This window comes from Viridibacillus arenosi, assembly GCF_001955655.1.
In the GTDB taxonomy this organism is placed as follows: Bacteria; Bacillota; Bacilli; order Bacillales_A; family Planococcaceae; genus Viridibacillus; species Viridibacillus arenosi.
The window spans coordinates 56,645-75,746 of sequence record NZ_MSPW01000007.1 but is presented as its reverse complement, the minus strand read 5'-3'; the positions used below and the strand labels follow the sequence as shown (position 1 = coordinate 75,746).

Genomic DNA, 19,102 nt, shown 5'->3' with positions numbered 1-19,102 from the left:
CCCTTCATACTTACTCTTGAATACGTAATTGTTGTTTAGCAAATTCCTTGTACATCTCATGTGATTGGAATAACGCATTATGCGTCCCGCTCCCCGTAATATGGCCCTTCTCAATAAAAATAATATTGTCGGCATCGACAACGGTAGAAAGACGGTGGGCAATAACGAGTGTCGTTCTGCCTTTCATCAAATTGTCTAATGCTTTTTGAACATAAATTTCCGATTTACTATCAAGGCTAGAAGTCGCCTCATCAAGCATTAAAATTTGGGGGTCACGTAATAGTGCTCTAGCAATTGCAATCCGTTGTCGCTGTCCACCTGAAAGTTTGATTCCTCGTTCTCCTACTTCAGTATCAAACTTATCTGGAAGTGCTTGAATAAATTGATCGGCATACGCCATTTTTACGACTTTTTCAAGTTTTGAATCTGTAACCTCTTTTTCTATTCCATAACAAATGTTATCGCGTATTGTTCCGGATATAAGTGCACTTTCCTGAGCAACATACCCAATTTTACGTCTCCAAGAATGTAAAGAAAATGTATCAATAGGTGTATCCCCTAATGTTATGCTTCCCTTTGTAGGTTGATAATACCGTTCTAAGAGAGAAAATGTAGTAGTTTTTCCCCCTCCACTAGGACCAACAATAGCCGTTACTTTACCAGGTTCAATTGTGAAATTAATATCAGATAAAATCGCTTCATTTCCATATGCAAAGTCCACATGATTTACATGAATAGGTTCTTTCACTAGATCTAACTCTTTACCTTCATAGATGTCTTCCTCATCATGTTCAAGTACTGCACTAATACGTTCTGTTGCTCCCATTGCTTTTTGTAATTGCGTAAAGAACATCGTCAATTGCGTCATCGGTATAATAATTTGAATTAAATATAAAATAAATGCAACCATATCGCCAGCTGTTAATGCACCTGAAGAGACACGTACTCCCCCGTACCCAATAACTGCCACAAGCACAATCATAAGGATGAAAGAAATCAATGGTGAAATAAGTGCGTGTATTTTAGCTTCTTTTAAACCAAAATTGAAAAGATTTGTAATGCCTTTTTTTCCACGCTCATATTCTATGTTTTCTGCATTTGAAGCTTTTACTAAACGTGATTCTGGTAATACTTGATTTAACACAGCAGTAAATTTTGCCGTTTCATCTTGCATTCCTTTTGAAATTACATACATTTTCTTACCTAACAACATCAATATCAACATTGCAATTGGAACAGCAACAAGCATTACTAACGTCATTTTCCAATCTAAGAATAGCAAAATCGTAACAGAACCGATAATCGCAATAATGCCAGATAAACAGTTAGCAAGATGCTCTGTAATGAGCTCCTTCACAACAGCAGTATCATTTGTTACACGGCTTAGTGTCTCCCCAGTATCATTCTTATCATAATAAGGTATTGGTAGGTGAAGTAGCTTTTTCCACAAACGATCTCTCAACTTTGCTACTACATGATGACCAACCCGGTTTAACAAATAAATCGAGAGCCCGCTCGCTATTGCTTGGGCAATAAAAGCAATTACTAATAAAATTATTTGCCAATAGTTAAGTGAATCTAGTGAAAACCCATCCACTAATTTTTTTGTAAATAACGGTACGACAAAGCCTACTCCTGTTGTCGCAAAACTCATACAAAGTGCAATAATTAGCAAAAGCTTAGGCGGTTCAGTTTGTTTAATTAACTGAACAAACTGTCGCCAACCCTTTAATTTATTTTCTTTTATATCTTCTTTCATCGTTTATACTCCTCCTTATATATTCTCATACAACGATTTAACGATCTTATAATAGTTACTTTAGCATTTCATTATGAACTCAATATGAAGTGAACGACGGTAGAGAGATTTAATGAAGATGAGCCTCTTATTAATTTTACTATAGATAGAATCTCTTAGTATGTAAGCGAAGATTAATATAACTGGGAAGTGTAAAAGAGATGCAAATGCGAAGTTAGAGCTTCGAAATTAAAATACCATTCATCTTCATAAGTAGATATAAATAGGAAAAAGGAGAAGGCATGCCATCACGAGCGGATGATATCTCTTCTCCTCATATTAAGCGTATTCAATTTCCCTACTATTTAACTGCTACTGTTAAATTGAGCTTTGTTTTATCATATAGAGCTCAGTAGTGGACAATCACTTCATTAAAGTAAAGCTTATTTATCCTTTTTATCTACCACAACATGCTCAAATTTTCCGCCAGATAAATCAATATCAAATGCTTGACCAAAGCCAACTACATAGCGACCTTCTTTTGGCGTAAGCTCAAATAAAGATAGATCTAATCCTCGTAAAACGCCCATCATTGGTGCGCCGTGGTTCTTTTCAAACTTAGCAAAAATTTCTTCATGGCCATCATTTCCTACATTCTCTGCAACACATTGGAAGCGAACTCGCTCACGTGCAAATAAGTTTGGAGAATCTTGTTCATCTGTAATCATCATTATACTAATTAAATTATTGTCTTCAATAAATTTATAATGGTCCGTAATGATACTTATATAAATATAAATCTTCCCATCATGCTGAACATATGGTGCATAACTAGTGAATGGATTACCATTGCTATCTAAGCTACTAATAACAACTGTCTTACACTTTTCGATAAACTGTAAATATTGGTCTTTCTTTTTAGTGATATCAATTTGTTTTACCATTTGTTTGCCTCCTATTATTGAGCAGTTACTTTAGAAATTCCTAATAAGTTTATACGTGGTTTTCCATGCTGAAAATGTGAATCAATGTCACATTCCACTCCATAAACGTTACGAATCATTTCCTGAGTCATTACTTCTTCTGGCGTACCGTAATTTACCACTATTCCCTTGGAAATAACGCATATTTTATCGCTATAAATACTCGCCTGATTTAAATCGTGTAGTACCATTACAACCGTCATGCCTAATTCGCGATTGACGGTATGAACTAATTCTAACAACTGAAGTTGATGAGCAATATCTAAGTAAGTTGTAGGTTCATCAAGCATCAAAATTTTAGGCCTCTGCGCTAATGACATGGCAATCCAGGCCCTCTGCGCTTCTCCACCTGAAAGTGATGCTACTAATCGGTCTTTCAAAGGTGTTAACCCTGTTTTTTCAATGGCCCATTCAACTATGCTTAAATCCTCATCACTCGTACGTTCATACCATTTCTTATGAGGTATACGTCCATATTTCACTAGTTCTTCAACTGTAATATCTGACGGTGGCTCATTTGATTGGAATAAAACACTCATCATTTTTGAAATTGATTTTGTACCTAATGATTGCAAGTCTCTACCATCTAAAAAAACTTTTTCTTTTTGCACTGGAATCAATCTAGACATCGCTTTTAAAGCTGTAGATTTTCCTGAACCATTCGGACCTATAATCGAAACGATTTCGCCTTTTTCTACGTTTATCTCAAAATTATCTAATATTTTTTTCTGATCATAGCTAATATCCAATGATTGAGCTTTTAGCATCTTAAATGTCACCCGCTCTCATTAAATATAAAAAGTAAGGGCCGCCTACCATCGCCATGACGATACCTGCTGGAATATCTAAAGGTGAGAATAGGGACCGTCCAATTGTATCGGCAACTAGCAGAACAACAGCCCCTAATACCATACTCATAGGCATTAGAAGACGATAATTTGAACCGACTATTAATCTAGACATATGTGGCACAATAAGTCCTACAAAACCTAACAATCCTACAATCGATACAGAAATAGCAGCCAAATATACCGCTACTAAGGATAGTACTATTCGAATTCTGTTTGTATTTTCACCTAAGTTTACAGCTACATTTTCACCTAAGTTCAAAATGTTTGCTGAACGAATACAAAATAATGCAGCAATCCAACCAATAATGGAATATGGGAAAAGAATACTTACATCTCCCATTCCTTTCGCTGATAAACTACCGTTCATCCATTGTAAAGCTGAAGGAAGACGATCACTATAAAGAATCGAAAGTAACCCTGTTATTCCACCAAATACTGCATTTACCGCTACTCCTGATAAAATAATCCGAACAGGTGAAATACCATTCTTCTTCCACGCTAATGCATAAACGAGCGTAACAGCTATCAATCCGCCTACTACAGCTGCGAGAGGAATCCACTTACCGAATTCAGGGAATAGTAATAAGATAAATAATACTGTCACTGCAGCACCACTTGATACCCCTGTTAAACCTGGATCTGCCAGAGGATTTCTCATTACTGCTTGTAGCAATGCACCAGATATAGCTAAGTTAATGCCCACTATAGCAGCAATAAGGACTCTAGGTATTCGTAAATCCCAGACGATTGTCTCTGACAATGATTCACCAGAACCGAATATAGTTCTTATCGTTTCCATAGGTGACAGTTGCACACTTCCAATACCGATCGACAGAATCATAAAAATGATTAGTAGAATAGCTGTTATACCTATGCTAAATTTTTTCTTCGGTTTCACTTTCATTACGTCCAACCCTCATCCTAAGTCATATTACTTATATAAAATTTCGTTTAACTGCTCTAATCCTTTTGTTGCTTTTTCAATTGAAGCATAACCAAATACTTCATAGTCAAGTGCTTGAACGCGATCTTCTTTAAAGGCTTGTAATTTCTCCCAAGCGCCATTCTTCTTCACTTCTGCTTTAAACTGTTCTAATGCTGCTGTTGGATCACCGTGTGAAACAAGAAGGATTGCATCTGGATTTGAGGCAACTACATCTTCCATATTCATCGGTACATATGCTTCCGTTGATTTTAACGCTTCATTAACTATATTTGTAGCTCCTAACTTCTTCACTAAACTACCAACATATGTTTTTTCACTCATCAACATGAATGACTCGCCTGAACCAAATAGCACCATAACTTTTGATGAATCTTTACCTTTTACCTCTTCTAATACTGCTGTTTCTTTCTCTTCTAATTGTGAAAGATACGTTTTAGCTGCATCTTCCTTATGTAAAACTTTCCCCATTACTTCAAATGAAATTTTTAGATCTTCATAAGAATCTGTTGGAATATATGCAGTTGCTACTTTACTATTTTTTATTTTCTTATCTAAACTATCTTTAATCGATTCTGGTCCGATTAAGATGTCAGGTTTAAGGCTTACAATTTTCTCTACATCTGGCTCGATAGTAGAACCAATCTGCTCAATTTTATCGAATCCCTCAGGTAATTTATGCGTTGAAGTTGGTATTCCAACTGGTTTTACATCTAAAATATTCATCATTTCTAAAATCGAAACAGAAGTTGTAACAATTGATGTAGGTTGTTCTGCTGGAAATTGTTTCAATAACTTTTCTACTGCTTCTGTATGTTCACTAGAAACCTTTGTATCGCTTTGAGATTTCTCAGCATCACTATTTTGATTAGCTACAACTTTTTCTTTTGTCGTTTCTGGTTCCGCCTTATCTTCTCCGCATCCACCCAAAACAAGTAATGCCGATAAGAATGCCGCTCCATATAAGCCTTTTTTCATTACTAAAAATCCCCCGTCTAATTTTAATTGAAAATAATTATCATTATCAAATAGAAATATATCAAACAATAACTATGTTTACAACTACTTTTTCAAATACTTTCAAAAGAATATGATAACTACAATTAAAATAGACACTATTAAACTATTTAGAACTCAAGGAAATTAAATAAAAAACCGTACTCTATACTTAGAGTACGGTTTCATAGAAATAAATGATAATTTATCTAAAATCAAATGTTGGATGAACTATATTTTTTATAAAATTATCATCAACTACTTAATTTAGGAATTTGAAGCGTTATAATAAACAAAAAAACCGCACCTGCTAACGGTACGGTTTTTTTTGATATATTTAAAATTAATTTTTCACTTAAAAGCATAGAAGTGATAGATATATATCTTTACCACTTTGTTATTAGCAACACTAACATTTTACTTCTTATTGGCCTCATATACCTTTAATAATTTGCCTTTTATAGTCGTATTCTTCATATTTTTCAACACAATTGGACCCTTATCATTTAATATTTCAACATAAGAAAAAGTATCTGTAATTGTAATGATACCTATATCTTCGACTGTCACGCCATTAATTTTGGCAATTGTACCAACAAAATCTACTGCTCTGAGTTTCTTTTTCTTTCCACCATTAAAATATAATTTCATGATTTGCTTGTTTAATTTTTCATTCTTTGCGGCTTTCAACTTCGGTTCTACGTTCATTTTTTCATCAAAATCAGATTTTTTATTTGAAACTTCTTCTTTTGAAGGTACTACCATGTGTGGTATTTTGAAACCAATATATTCTTCAATTTCATTTAAAAATTTATCTTCAAACGGTGTAACTAACGTAAGGGCTTTCCCTTTTTGACCCGCCCGTCCGGTTCTTCCTGTACGGTGAACATAACTTTCTTTCTCTAATGGCAGGTCATAATTGATGACATGCGTAATATTATCAATATCAATTCCTCTAGCGGCTACATCTGTGGCAATTAAATAGCGGAAATCCCCTCGTTTAAAGTCATTCATCACTTCAAGACGAATATCCTGGATCATGCCTCCATGAATTTTATCACAGCTATAGCCTAAATCTGCTAACTGCTCACATAAAGTATCTACTCGATCTTTTGTTCGGCAAAAAATAATACAACTATCGGGATTTTCAACAATCGTTACATCTTTAAGCATTGATAGTTTGTTGCTTTCTTCTACGACAATAAGCGAGTGATCGATTTTATCTGTCGTTAATCCAGTGGCCTTAATTTCAATATCAGTAGGTTTTTTCATGTAATTGAGCGCTAAGCTTTTAACCGCTTCAGGTAAAGTAGCTGAAAATAACATCGTCACTCGTTTTCGAGGTAATTCTTTGATAATGGCTTCCACTTGTTCAATGAATCCCATATTCAACATTTCATCTGCTTCATCAATAACGAGATAACGAATCTGATCTAAAGCTAGTGTACCTTTTTCAATATGATCCATTACACGACCCGGAGTACCAACAACTACATGCGTTTTTTGCTTTAATTCTGTCTTTTGGATGGCAAAAGGTTGTTTGCCATAGACAGCTGTTGCTTTTATTCGTTTAAATCTACCTAAATTTGTGAAATCCTCTTTTACTTGAACCGCAAGTTCTCTTGTTGGTGTCAAAATTAAAGCTTGGGGTTTATTTTCTTTCCAATCAACTAATTCACAAATTGGAATTCCATAAGAAGCCGTCTTACCACTACCCGTTTGAGATTTCACGACAAGATCTTTATTCTCCAACACAAGTGGTATAACTTTACTTTGAACTTCTGTTGGATTTCTGTATTCTAAGCTATTCAGCGCATTTACGATTTCATTACTTAATTTATAATCTTTAAAACTTTCTCCACTCATAACTAAGCCTCATTTTTATATTATTTACTATTTATATTTCCGAAAAGATGATTATCTTATTTGATTATCTTATACAAACTTCAATTATACTCGAAATTTTACTTACACATGCAATTCTTCTACTAATTAATATGGCTAAAAGACTTTTAATAATGTACTCAAGATGATTTCTCATCATTTATTGACTTTTCTCATAGACTGTAATGACATTATATTATTTCTCCATACTAACTTTTATAAAAATTACAACGGAATAGGGGAATCAGATGAACAAAAACAAAGTGGACTTATCTGCGGTGATAAGGAAAATACCTGTATTTTTACAATTATTCCTAAATTTTTGTCTAGTTATTTTAGCACTCATTTTGTCATTCTTACTTGTGAAAGAAATAGTTGTGTTCTTTGAGATTTTAATGACTCGCGGCAGTAGTGACTATAAGTTATTCCTCGAAAATATACTTATCTTCTTTTTGTACTTCGAATTTATCACGATGATTGTAAAATATTTTAAGGAAGATTACCATTTTCCACTTCGATATTTTATATATATTGGCATTACGGCAATGATCCGCCTTATTATTGTTGAGCATGATCACCCAACTGATACACTTATTTATTCACTAATAATTTTAATTCTGATTATTGGTTATTTCATAATCAATATTACGCCACTAGAAAGACCAGTCCATTTATGGTTTTTTAACAAGAAAGAAAAAAAATAGGTATCCCTTATCCATTTAAATTATTTAGTAGCATTATATTGGAAATTCACTGTTCTATTAATATATTCAAAATAGTTATGTAATGGATTTAATTATAGACAAAAGGCTCTTCTCAATATCTCCAAAAAATAAAACAAACCAAGGAATTTTCCCCTTGGTTTGCTTTTTGTTTTATTCTCCCTGAAATTAGATCGTAACTCAGGACAATTATAATCCCATTGCTAATATTAGTTTAAAACTTAAGCATACCACTAGTACGAATCTTAATAGAGGAACTAATTACCACGTATAAATTTTAAAGATTTCTTGAATATCGAATATAAATTGCTAAACAGTTTTTAGATTCAGTTACTTGTTGATTAATCCAATAAGCTATTATTTCATTTAGCTTTTATTTGTTTAATTGTTATCAACACTTAAAATTTCATCCATACTGTATGAAGCTAATTACCAAGCGTTAATCCTCTATATTCCCCGCGGCCAGAAAAACTTAAAGTTGTAGTCACATAGAAGACCTACTTTTCAGCATTATTTATAATATTTAACCAGACTAAAAAGAGTTATAATATCTGCTTTAAGGAAAAAATGTTTAACAATTTAGTTCTATACGCATAAAAAACACACTCGCTAATGCGAATGTGTTTTAATTTATTTTGATAAATCAAATCTTTTATTTAATAAGTAAATAGTGATACCTCCAACAGTCATAGACAATAACTCCCCAATCCCTACTGTTAACCAAGTTGGCCAAAATGGAAGATCATAAAGAATCGTTAATTGTCCTGCAACTGTGAACATTGATATAGCAAAAATCAATGCGGTAATAACCATTTTCAAAATGTCATTTGTTATTTTTTTTGTCACTGCACGACAAAGAATTAATACAAGAAAAGTAGAAATACCACCAATTGGTACATCTAGTATCCAAGTTGGTGACATAAAATTTGCAAGTATTACTCCCACTGTCACTGCCACAACATAGCGCTTGTTATACAATGCCAGATAGTTGAACATCTCAGACAAACGTAGTTGCACTGCTCCAAAACTAATGACTGACAATAAAACAGTCACTGCCACATATACGGCTGCTACAAGTGCCGTCTTTGTAAGCTCACTTACAGAAATTCGTGGTGAATCCTTTGAAAAAGACGTATTCAATTTTAATTCTCCTTTGTAAAATAGCGTATCAGCTATTCTAGTAATAACTACGACCAAAGGAAGAGAGCCTATCGCCCTATCTGAAGTGCCGTAGTGCAAGCTATATTTGCTTACTTGCGTATTATATCAGAAGAATTTAACATTGAACAAGGCTATCTCGCAATCCATCCACCATCAATCGGTACAACAGCACCATGAATATAATCAGATGCTTGACTAGCCAAGTAAAGTGTTAAATTTGCCACTTCACTTGGTTGAGCCCAACGTCCCGCAGGTGTTTCTTTAGCTACCCATTTTGCTATTTCACCATCTCCTTCAAAATCAGCCTTATTCATCGGTGTTTGAATTGCCCCAGGTGCAATCGCATTTGCACGAATTCCTTCTCGACAATAATCTTGATCTAACTGCTTTGTATAACCAACAATTGCATGTTTAGATGCTGTATAAGCTGCACCACCACCGCCTGCCACAAGACCAGCAATTGATGCCATATTAACTATTACACCTGATTTTCGCTTTAACATTTGAGGTAAAATTGCATTCGTTACAAAATAAGTACCCTTTATATTCGTGTTCATAATTTTATCCCAAAGATCCTCATCTGTATCGAGTGTTTTCGCAAATCCATCTAAAACTCCAGCGGTATTCAGTAAAATATCTATTTGCTTGAATTTAGCCATAGCTCCTTCATACGCTTGCACTACATCTGCCTTCTTGCAAACACTACCTATAGAGTAGGCAAAGCGTGCACCATATTTTTGATCAATACTTAATAACCCCCGCTCATCTATATCAAAACCAAATACATTCGCCCCATTCTCTAAAAAAGCAATTGCCTGAGCCTGCCCAATGCCAGATGAAGCACCTGTTACAAATACTGTTTTTCCCGTATATTCTTCAAATTTCAAAACTACACTCCTCATAACAAAAAGCCCATGATTTCTCATGAGCTTTTCCTATTAATCGACGATTATCCAATCTTCTGCTAACAAATCACATACTGTTGGTGTGAACATTGTATAGCCCTCACCTTGTACATTAATTAAAAAGTATGGGTTTAAATTCTCACCATCATGTTCGCTTTGTCCAACAAGCTTTACATACAATTCGGCACCGCCCCAACCTTCGCGAATCACTTTCTCACCAGCTTTTAAGCGTGGTAATACCTCTTCAAAAGTCACTTATACTCATCCTTTATCTCAGTAATATCATGCGTTCTTTATCGGGAAAAGTATACTGGATTGTTTAATTTTTTACAACTAAAGTTTGTACAGTCAAGCTTAACATTGTACTTGATGAATTTCTTAATTATCAATGCACTCTAAGGTTACAAACAAATCTATTTTTAATACATACAAATTTCAAAGAGAGTATTCATAATCACAACTAATGGAAATTTATTGAAATTCACACAGGTTATCAAAATTATATAAAACTTAACTTAGTATCACTTAAATAAAGTGCGATAAATACAGAGCTGCGGAAAACCATTTGCGTGCTGTTTATTTTGTTGTGATAAAAAAATGTATCAATGCCATATTAAGAATAATTCAAAATGAAAGGAGAGATTTAGTATGGGAAGAGACAATAAACAAGGGAAAAGTCATAACAAGGGTACATTACCTCAAACACCTAAAAATCAAAAAATAGCCCCGAACAAGGTAAATGAAGAGTTTTCTCAAGAGTTGGCTGAACTTAATACATTGATTACCAAAAGCAAACGAAAAAAATAGGTGTTTTATTGGTAATTTATATGTATGGAGGAAATCATTTCTCCTTTAATAGAATTTGAATTAAGTTATAATATTTTTGGATGAATTGATGAGTTATTTGGAGAAAGTAATAGAACAACTATCCATTTAAGAAGTTCATTAAAAAATCTGAAATGGATAGTTCAATATCGAAAAAAGAATTCCCTATATAATGATCAAATCATCCCATTGGATTAATATCCAGTGGGATTTTTTTAGGGCTTAGCTTAGCTTAGCTGAAATGAAAAACTTCTTTAAATACCTCAAGGTATATTACAAATAAACAGCGCCAAACTACGCTTATTCATTTATAAAATTCTTTTAAACGAATGATAAGCATAGTAAATATAAAAATTGAATTGGAGGAATATAAGATGAATTTTACACAAGGAGATAAAGTTGTATTAGTTGGTACAGGTGCAGTGGGATCTAGTTATGCGTATGCGTTGATCAATCAAGGCATATGTGAAGAACTTGTACTTGTTGATATAAATGAAGCTAAAACAAAAGCTGATGCAATGGATTTGAATCATGGACTTGTTTACGCACCAATACCTCAAAAAATTAAATATGGGAATTACAGTGATTGTAAAGATGCGGCAATCGTTGTAATTTGTGCAGGGGCAGCACAAAAGCCTGGAGAAACGCGCCTGGATCTTGTAAGTAAAAACCTTGCTATTTTCAAATCTATTGTAGGAAGCATTATGAATTCTGGATTCAATGGCATATTCTTAGTCGCTTCCAATCCAGTAGATATTTTAGCTTATGCAACTTGGAAATACTCTGGTCTGCCAAAAGAAAGAGTTATTGGATCAGGTACAATTTTAGATTCTGCTCGATTCCGCTTTTTATTGGGGGAAGAATTTGGTGTAGCACCAACAAGTGTTCATGCTTATATCATTGGTGAGCACGGCGATTCAGAACTTCCAGTTTGGAGTACTGCTAATATTTCAGGGAAGCTAATTGCAACTGATTTAACTGATCAAAGAAAAGATGAAATTTTCGTTCAAGTTCGCGATGCAGCTTATGAAATTATTGAGTCAAAAGGAGCTACTTATTATGGAATCGCAATGGGACTAGCTCGAATAACAAAAGCCATTTTACGAAATGAAGAGGTCGTATTACCGGTTGGCTCATTATTAGAAGGAGAATATGGTCACAGCGATGTATACGTTGGTGTTCCGACAATTATTAATCGTTGGGGAAGAAAGAGTATAGTAGAACTTTCTTTAAACCCAGAGGAAAAGGAAAAGTTGGCTAATTCCGTAAAAACATTGAAAGAAGTTCAATCTCCATTTTGGAAGTAATTCCTAAATGGAGTAGGAATTTCTAGCAAAGGAGCCATGGACCATGTTAGTAGAAACTTATAATCCTTTTAATCAACTACTCATTTCCTCAATGGTTGCGGCAATTCCAATTATTGTTTTTATTTTGTGTTTGACTATATTTAAAATGAAAGGTATTTATGCTGCCTTATTAAATTTAGTCATTACCTTTTTTATCGCAATTATGGTATTTAAATTACCTTTTGGCGAATCGGTTGGAAGCGTCATTCAAGGTGCCATTCAAGGAATATGGCCAATTGGTTATATTATTGTCATGGCAGTTTGGTTATATAAAATCTCAGTTGACTCAGGGAAATTTGATGTATTACGCGCAAGTATCGCCGGTATTTCACAAGATCAACGACTGCAGCTACTGCTAATAGGCTTTTGTTTTAATGCATTCCTTGAAGGAGCAGCTGGTTTTGGTGTTCCAATTGCAATTTGCGCGGTACTTTTGGTTTCGTTAGGATTCAAACCTTTGCAAGCAGCTATGCTCTGTCTTATAGCAAATGGTGCCTCTGGAGCGTTTGGCGCAATTGGTATACCTGTCGCAATTACAGGTACATTAAATTTAGAAGGCAATGTAACTGCTATGGACGTTTCAACAATGACGGCACTAACCTTACCAATCATTAATTTTACAATTCCATTCTTACTTATTTTCTTAATTGATGGATTCAAAGGGATTAAAGAAACATTACCAGCTATTCTCGTTGTATCTACCACCTATACGGTGACACAAGCTATTATCACCATTTCTATAGGTCCTGAACTAGCTGATATTATCCCTCCATTACTTGCTATGGGGATTTTGGCTTTATTCTCAAAAAAATGGAGACCAAAAAATATATTCTTACTCAACAACAAAGAACTTAAAATTGAAAAACATACAACTAGTGATGTGATTAAAGCTTGGTCTCCGTTTTATTTATTGAGTTTATTTATCTTAATATGGAGTATTCCACCTTTTAAAGCTTTGTTTGCGGAAGGCGGAGCTCTAGACTTTACAAAAGTAACATTTGGCATACCTGGATCTACATTAAGTTCAAGTATTGAAGTAATAAGTGCAACAGGTACAGCAATATTGCTAGCAGCCTTAACAACTATTTTTACGACAAAAGGCATTGGTTTTGGGCATGGTGTTAAGCTTTTAAGAAGAACAATTTCGGAATTTTGGATTCCTATTGTGATGATTTGTGCCATTCTTGGGATTGCTAAGTTAATGACTTACGCAGGATTAACAAGTGCATTAGGTGAAGCAGTAGCAACTACAGGTAATGCCTTCCCATTTTTATCACCAATACTAGGGTGGATTGGCGTATTTATGACCGGATCAGTTGTTAATAACAATACCTTATTTGCACCAATTCAAGCTACAGCAGGTATCATCATCGGAGTAGATTCTGCTCTATTAGTATCCGCTAATACAGCTGGTGGGGTAATGGCAAAATTAATTTCCCCTCAATCAATTGCCATCGCAACTGCTGCTGTTGGTCAAACTGGTAAGGAATCCGAATTAACTAAAATGACGTTAAAATACAGCGTTGCATTACTCGCATTTGTTTGTATTTGGACATTTATTTTATCCATTTTTTATTAAAATTAGTCAGGGGCTTTCATCGTTACAGGTGAAAGCTCTTTTCTTTTCCACTGATGTGGTCAAATGAACTCAGTGAGATTTAAAAAAACTTCCTACAACTACTAGTAGGAAGTTTACATTTACAGTCAGATTTATTTTAGAGGGATTTCCACAATGGCTGTAGTCTTTAATTCATTTGTTGAATCAATTGAGATTTCCCCATTATATTTATTCACTATTTCCTTCACAATAAATAAACCTTGCCCTCTAATTTTTCCTCGTTCTGCTTTTTTTGTTGAATACCCTTGTTTAAAGATATGTTCATTCTCCATAATCTCCGGTCCTGTATTCGTTATCTCAAATACATATTGCACATCATCTGCTTTACAGCTAATCATTATTTTACGTTTACTCTCAGGTAATTCTATTGTTGCATCAATAGCGTTATCAATTAAATTCGATAATATTTTAATTAAATCTGTTGTTTTTATTTTATCAAATGAATCGTGAGAAACTGTAAAATTCATATCAATATTATAATTTTGTGCTGCAAGTTTCTTTGTTTGCAATAATATAGAAAGCCCGGGGTGGTCAATATTTAATTTTAACGATTCAATCGCCTGAACTTCTTTAGACAGAGATGATAAGTATTGTTGTGCTTGATCAGATTCTCCTAACTGTAGCAACCCGTGTAAAACTTGAATATGATTGGTGAAATCATGCCTTAAAGAAGATATAGAAGTAATTAATGCTCTAATTTCCGCTTGATAAGTATCTTCTGTATACCCTACTTCTTTAGCCACTTCTTTTTGATACCATCTTTGTAATATGAAAAATGAACCAATTACTACCAAGATAAATACACCATTATAGACGAAAAGATTGATATTATTTGCCAGTACCTTTACTTTTATATCATTAAGTTTATCAGTACTAATATCGATACCTAGGTATCCAATTACCTTTCCCATTTCATCCTGTATTGGTACACCAACAGACAGATAAGCTCCATAATCGGGATCTTTAATTACACCTGTTACATATGTATTTCCCTCATACGCTTTTTTGACCTGCTCTTCAGGTACTGTACAAAACTCACCAATATTAAAGCCCTTTTCTATTTCCTTAGGTAGCCCCACTATCATCGCTTTTGATACCTTAGGATTATCAATTTCTAATGTATATACATATAAAGCACCCAGTTTTTCCCTTGCATCATTTAGGTAGCTTCTTAGATCCCAATAATATTCGTTTCTCACAGGATCATTCAAAAATTGTTGATATGCTTCTATATCTATCGCTGCCGCAATGGATTTTGCAGCCTCAAGGCTTTGGTTTGCGATTGACTCTTCAACCGTCTTTTTCATCTTCACATAAGATGTAAAGATATTTAAACTTGTAAATACTAATAATAAGACAGTAGATAACAATAAAATTAATTTTATTTTACGATTTTTCATACAAACTGGTACTTCCTCATCGTTTTTTATTGAAAAAATAAATAATGAAATAGATCCTACGGATTTCTTTTAAAATATTCATTTGCTTATGAAATGGAATCAAGAACTTCCTTTCCAACAATAGCACTATATAATAGTAAATATCAAAATTACTCGTTTGTTTAATCAAACTTTCTTAAAGACATTGCCTGTATATACTACTGCGAAAAATTCGCAAAATCAATTTTTTATTGAATAGACTAAGATAATTTATCATAAACAATCAAAATTTAGCATTGTAATGTATGGTCATTGCAATTCTTATAATGACGATGTTCTTCCAATATTGAAATAGAAAAATAACATCGATAATCATTATGCCATTCTCCTATTTAGTTTAGTTGATTTTATTTTTATCCTTTATTTATAGTAAGGTTCATCGTGATTTATTTAATTGCAATTTTTATTTGAAGAATTTTGAAAAGACCGCCTTTAAAACCATACGTCTCTAAATATCATTTTTCAAGTTTTTTATTACATCATTTATCCTATTTCGAATCTTGAATTCTTTGTTTTATGATTCAACATAAATTTTTTACGATTTTTATATAAACTGGCACCTAAGTTTTACGCAAAATTGGCACTTTTAAAAACACCAATCCTTTGCTATGGTTATCAATAATTGAAGAAATTGATTTAAAGGGAAGGATGCTATCATTGAAAGTAATTTGTACAAGTTATGACTACGATCTCTGATTATGCACTAGTACTCAATAAAGGTATCTTGGTAATTTTTTAATTTTATTTTTCTAAATATTCAGTCATCATATATTAAGGGCAACCATGCACTACTATTCCCTGATGCCTATAAAGTAAAGATAAGAAAGGATTATGAATATGCAAAAAACAACAAGTTATTCAAACGCACGTACTTTTAATTTAATTTTAACATCCATGTTAATTGCACTTGTTTTCGTTGCAACGCTCTTATTAAATATCAAACTACCTATCACGGCAAATGGAGGTTTAGTGCATCTTGGAACAGCTATGCTCTTTATTGTATCCATCTTATTTGGACCTAAAAAGGGCGCCATAGCGGGTGCCATTGGGATGGGTTTATTTGACTTAGTCTCTGGTTGGACATTGTGGGCACCATTCACCATTTTAACTCGCGGATTACAAGGTTATATAGTTGGGAAAATTGCATGGTCGAATGGCCGTAATGGACGTAGTATGGGTTTCAATCTATTAGCTACTATCATTTCAGTTCCTTTTATGCTAGCTGGTTATTACATTTGCGAAGGAGTTATATTTAGTAGTTGGATTGTACCAGCTGCCTCTATTCCTGGAAACATTGTTCAAAATGTGGTAGGGATATGTGCTGCCATTCCAGTTTGTGCTGTACTGAAAAAACTTCCATTTTTTAAATAATTATAAAAAGTTACAGAACAATATAAATGGATTCTTAAAAACATTATTTTCAATTTCATAAAAAGGGGGAGAATGCTATATATCAACAATTCTCCTTCTTTTATTTTTCATTAAACTTCAAATTGCAAATTGAAATGAACTCAATTACTGATGACCCCATCAAGAGTAACCTATCTAACGGCGAGTTTTAAAAAAAAAGAACCTTTGATTAATCCAAAGATTGATCAAAGGTTTTATGTTTTACTTTCATTCAGTATCTTTATTTCTACATCCAAAAATTAATTATTATCCTGCAAGTCCTCGCTTAGACCAAGTGCCTGCGCTGTTGAATTATGAATTTCTTGGAAAAGCTCTGGGTTATTCGCTAATGATACGCCATAAGAAGGAATCATTTCTTTTATTTTTGGTTCCCACTCTTTAATATGTTGCGGGAAGCATTTATTTAATACCTCAAGCATGACGTGAACAGCAGTAGAAGCACCCGGAGAAGCTCCTAGTAAAGCAGCAATTGAACCATCAGCTGCACTTACAACTTCTGTACCAAATTGAAGTGTTCCTTTACCACCTGCTTCAGTATCTTTAATAACTTGTACACGTTGACCAGCGACTACAATATCCCAATCCTCGCTCTTAGCGTTCGGTATAAACTCACGTAACTCTTCCATACGCTGTTCTTTCGATAACATTAGTTGTTGGATCAGATATTTTGTCAATCCCATCTCTTTAACTCCTGCAGCCAATAATGTTGTAATATTATGCGGTTTTACAGAAGCTATTAAGTCCATATTTGAACCTGTTTTTAAGAACTTAGGTGAGAAGCCGGCAAACGGTCCAAATAGCAATGATTTTTTGTTATCAATATATCGTGTGTCAAGATGCGGAACAGACATTGGTGGAGCACCAACTTTAGCTTTTCCGTATACTTTTGCATGATGTTGCTCAGCAACTTCTTGGTTTTTACATACCAAGAATAAACCGCTGATTGGGAATCCACCAATGTGCTTACCTTCAGGGATACCTGTTTTTTGCAGTAACTCCAGGCTTCCTCCGCCAGCTCCGAGGAATACGAATTTCGCCTTATGGTATTCCATTTTACAGCCATCGATATCGTGCACTTTTAATTCCCATGAGCCATCTTTAGTACGCTTAATGCTTTCAACACTATGTTTATAATTGATATCGACATTTTGAGTCTTTAAGTTATCGAATATCATACGCGTTAAAGCACCAAAGTTGACATCAGTTCCAATGTCCATTTTTGTTGCCGCAATTGCTTCATTCACTGGACGGTCTTGCATAATAAGTGGAATCCATTTTTTCAATGTTTCCGGATCATCAGAAAATTCCATACCTTGGAACAATGGATTTTTTGTCATTGTTTCATGACGTTTCTTTAAAAATTCTACATTTTTTTCGCCTTGTACCATACTCATATGAGGTAATGGCATGATAAAGTCTTGTGGATTACTAATTAGATTGTTTTTTACAAGATAAGACCAAAATTGTCTTGAAAGTTGGAATTGTTCATTAACGTTTATAGCTTTGCTAATATCAATAGAGCCATCCGATTTTTCGGAAGTGTAGTTAAGTTCGCACAGTGCAGCGTGCCCTGTTCCCGCATTATTCCATTCGTTAGAGCTTTCCTCTCCCGCGTCTGCGAGCTTCTCAAATACTTTGATTTCCCATTCTGGTGCTAATTCTTTCAGTAACGATCCCAAAGTCGCACTCATGACTCCGGCACCAATTAAGATAACGTCTGTTTTATTCTGACTGTTGCTCATATTAACCTTCCTTATCTCCTAAAATTTTCAAAAAAGATGTAGGCGCTCATGCTTAGGCGTCATAGCAAGACAAGGCGCAACCTAGGAAGACACCTTATCTATATTAATCATTATTCTATCCTAGTCTATCAAAGTTATGAAATAATTAAAACATGTACTACTATTTGATAGTTATATGCTATTTAAAAGCCAGTAAAAAGTCCTTAACTCAGCATCTTGCAAAAATTAAATTTTTGCAATGCCTTTACCCATTATCAATTCAGTTAAACAAACGGAAGCCTACCAGATCCATTTGCCGGATAGTCGTTCGGTGGATGCGGTATATTACGGTGAATTTGATCTAGTAAAAATAATTATAACAAAAGAGAAAACGTGGGAAGAGCTTTTGCAAAGTACGACCTAGAGGCTTTTTCATAAGTAATGATAACAGATACATAACTTTTTTAAGATGTAATATAATAGGTTCAATGTATTATTTTAGATTTATTTAATAACTAAAACTGTGGGAATATCAGAGCTCTCGAATATGACTTTTTTCT

The 19,102-nt window shown here is 34.0% G+C and carries 16 protein-coding genes; 5 read left to right on the top strand and 11 right to left on the bottom strand.

Translation table 11 applies throughout. The annotated features are described in order from the left end of the window. Positions 1-10: 10 nt before the first annotated feature. The 6 genes from BK137_RS13660 to BK137_RS13635 all read right to left on the bottom strand — a co-directional run bounded on the left by BK137_RS13660 (position 11) and on the right by BK137_RS13635 (position 7,377). A complete protein-coding gene (locus BK137_RS13660) occupies positions 11-1,759 on the bottom strand; it encodes an ABC transporter ATP-binding protein (protein ID WP_038178883.1) in 1,749 nt (582 codons plus the stop codon). A 422-nt stretch (positions 1,760-2,181) separates the two neighbouring features. Then, positions 2,182-2,682 carry a HugZ family pyridoxamine 5'-phosphate oxidase gene (locus BK137_RS13655; RefSeq protein ID WP_038178881.1) on the bottom strand — a complete coding sequence of 167 codons (501 nt, stop codon included), beginning with the start codon at positions 2,680-2,682 and terminating at the stop codon, positions 2,182-2,184. Positions 2,683-2,696: 14 nt separating this feature from the next. Further along, on the bottom strand, positions 2,697-3,488 hold the full coding sequence (locus BK137_RS13650) for an ABC transporter ATP-binding protein (protein WP_038178879.1): 792 nt from the start codon (positions 3,486-3,488) through the stop codon (positions 2,697-2,699). 1 nt (position 3,489) lies between these two features. Beyond that, positions 3,490-4,476, bottom strand: a complete 987-nt coding sequence (locus BK137_RS13645) for a FecCD family ABC transporter permease (RefSeq protein ID WP_038178877.1) — start codon at positions 4,474-4,476, stop codon at positions 3,490-3,492. 27 nt (positions 4,477-4,503) lie between these two features. After that, positions 4,504-5,493 carry an ABC transporter substrate-binding protein gene (locus tag BK137_RS13640; protein ID WP_038178875.1) on the bottom strand — a complete coding sequence of 330 codons (990 nt, stop codon included), beginning with the start codon at positions 5,491-5,493 and terminating at the stop codon, positions 4,504-4,506. Between the two features lie 435 nt (positions 5,494-5,928). Further along, positions 5,929-7,377 (bottom strand): DEAD/DEAH box helicase, encoded by a 1,449-nt coding sequence (locus BK137_RS13635; protein ID WP_038178873.1) that lies wholly within the window; start codon positions 7,375-7,377, stop codon positions 5,929-5,931. A 266-nt stretch (positions 7,378-7,643) separates the two neighbouring features. Between BK137_RS13635 and psiE the strand changes: the two genes are divergently transcribed. Continuing rightward, on the top strand, positions 7,644-8,099 hold the full coding sequence (gene psiE, locus BK137_RS13630) for a phosphate-starvation-inducible protein PsiE (RefSeq protein ID WP_051448541.1): 456 nt from the start codon (positions 7,644-7,646) through the stop codon (positions 8,097-8,099). A gap of 648 nt (positions 8,100-8,747) precedes the next feature. Here the strand turns inward: psiE and BK137_RS13625 are convergent. The 3 genes from BK137_RS13625 to BK137_RS13615 all read right to left on the bottom strand — a co-directional run bounded on the left by BK137_RS13625 (position 8,748) and on the right by BK137_RS13615 (position 10,438). Then, positions 8,748-9,257 (bottom strand): QueT transporter family protein, encoded by a 510-nt coding sequence (locus tag BK137_RS13625; protein WP_051448540.1) that lies wholly within the window; start codon positions 9,255-9,257, stop codon positions 8,748-8,750. 152 nt (positions 9,258-9,409) lie between these two features. Next, entirely contained in the window at positions 9,410-10,165 is a 756-nt protein-coding gene (locus tag BK137_RS13620) for a 3-oxoacyl-ACP reductase (RefSeq protein WP_038178871.1), read from the bottom strand. Positions 10,166-10,216: 51 nt separating this feature from the next. Continuing rightward, the gene (locus BK137_RS13615) at positions 10,217-10,438 is read right to left on the bottom strand and encodes a DUF2829 domain-containing protein (protein WP_038178863.1); all 222 of its coding nucleotides are present in this window, start codon (positions 10,436-10,438) and stop codon (positions 10,217-10,219) included. A gap of 393 nt (positions 10,439-10,831) precedes the next feature. Between BK137_RS13615 and BK137_RS21935 the strand changes: the two genes are divergently transcribed. The 3 genes from BK137_RS21935 to BK137_RS13600 all read left to right on the top strand — a co-directional run bounded on the left by BK137_RS21935 (position 10,832) and on the right by BK137_RS13600 (position 13,933). Then, positions 10,832-10,990 carry a YfhD family protein gene (locus BK137_RS21935; protein ID WP_076034972.1) on the top strand — a complete coding sequence of 53 codons (159 nt, stop codon included), beginning with the start codon at positions 10,832-10,834 and terminating at the stop codon, positions 10,988-10,990. Positions 10,991-11,382: 392 nt separating this feature from the next. Beyond that, the gene (locus tag BK137_RS13605; RefSeq protein ID WP_038178860.1) at positions 11,383-12,315 is read left to right on the top strand and encodes an L-lactate dehydrogenase; all 933 of its coding nucleotides are present in this window, start codon (positions 11,383-11,385) and stop codon (positions 12,313-12,315) included. A gap of 43 nt (positions 12,316-12,358) precedes the next feature. Continuing rightward, the gene (locus tag BK137_RS13600) at positions 12,359-13,933 is read left to right on the top strand and encodes an L-lactate permease (RefSeq protein WP_038178858.1); all 1,575 of its coding nucleotides are present in this window, start codon (positions 12,359-12,361) and stop codon (positions 13,931-13,933) included. Positions 13,934-14,064: 131 nt separating this feature from the next. Here BK137_RS13600 and BK137_RS13595 read toward each other — a convergent pair whose 3' ends face one another. After that, positions 14,065-15,372, bottom strand: a complete 1,308-nt coding sequence (locus BK137_RS13595; protein WP_038178855.1) for a GHKL domain-containing protein — start codon at positions 15,370-15,372, stop codon at positions 14,065-14,067. 876 nt (positions 15,373-16,248) lie between these two features. Here BK137_RS13595 and BK137_RS13590 point away from each other — a divergent pair. After that, positions 16,249-16,782, top strand: a complete 534-nt coding sequence (locus BK137_RS13590; protein WP_179078271.1) for an ECF transporter S component — start codon at positions 16,249-16,251, stop codon at positions 16,780-16,782. A 278-nt stretch (positions 16,783-17,060) separates the two neighbouring features. On the opposite strand, the gene BK137_RS13585 is transcribed toward BK137_RS13590, so the two are convergent. Next, positions 17,061-18,563 carry a malate:quinone oxidoreductase gene (locus BK137_RS13585; protein WP_038178848.1) on the bottom strand — a complete coding sequence of 501 codons (1,503 nt, stop codon included), beginning with the start codon at positions 18,561-18,563 and terminating at the stop codon, positions 17,061-17,063. Between the last annotated feature and the right edge of the window lie 539 nt (positions 18,564-19,102).

Excerpts from the sequence above, each read along its gene's own strand:
- BK137_RS13605 (WP_038178860.1), top strand. The coding sequence starts at position 11,383 with ATGAATTTTACACAAGGAGATAAAGTTGTATTAGTTGGTACAGGTGCA.
- BK137_RS13600 (WP_038178858.1), top strand. The coding sequence starts at position 12,359 with ATGTTAGTAGAAACTTATAATCCTTTTAATCAACTACTCATTTCCTCA.
- BK137_RS13645 (WP_038178877.1), bottom strand. The coding sequence starts at position 4,476 with ATGAAAGTGAAACCGAAGAAAAAATTTAGCATAGGTATAACAGCTATT.
- psiE (WP_051448541.1), top strand. The coding sequence starts at position 7,644 with ATGAACAAAAACAAAGTGGACTTATCTGCGGTGATAAGGAAAATACCT.
- BK137_RS13635 (WP_038178873.1), bottom strand. The coding sequence starts at position 7,377 with ATGAGTGGAGAAAGTTTTAAAGATTATAAATTAAGTAATGAAATCGTA.
- BK137_RS13655 (WP_038178881.1), bottom strand. The coding sequence starts at position 2,682 with ATGGTAAAACAAATTGATATCACTAAAAAGAAAGACCAATATTTACAG.
- BK137_RS13650 (WP_038178879.1), bottom strand. The coding sequence starts at position 3,488 with ATGCTAAAAGCTCAATCATTGGATATTAGCTATGATCAGAAAAAAATA.
- BK137_RS13585 (WP_038178848.1), bottom strand. The coding sequence starts at position 18,563 with ATGAGCAACAGTCAGAATAAAACAGACGTTATCTTAATTGGTGCCGGA.
- BK137_RS13640 (WP_038178875.1), bottom strand. The coding sequence starts at position 5,493 with ATGAAAAAAGGCTTATATGGAGCGGCATTCTTATCGGCATTACTTGTT.
- BK137_RS13595 (WP_038178855.1), bottom strand. The coding sequence starts at position 15,372 with ATGAAAAATCGTAAAATAAAATTAATTTTATTGTTATCTACTGTCTTA.
- BK137_RS13660 (WP_038178883.1), bottom strand. The coding sequence starts at position 1,759 with ATGAAAGAAGATATAAAAGAAAATAAATTAAAGGGTTGGCGACAGTTT.
- BK137_RS21935 (WP_076034972.1), top strand. The coding sequence starts at position 10,832 with ATGGGAAGAGACAATAAACAAGGGAAAAGTCATAACAAGGGTACATTA.
- BK137_RS13590 (WP_179078271.1), top strand. The coding sequence starts at position 16,249 with ATGCAAAAAACAACAAGTTATTCAAACGCACGTACTTTTAATTTAATT.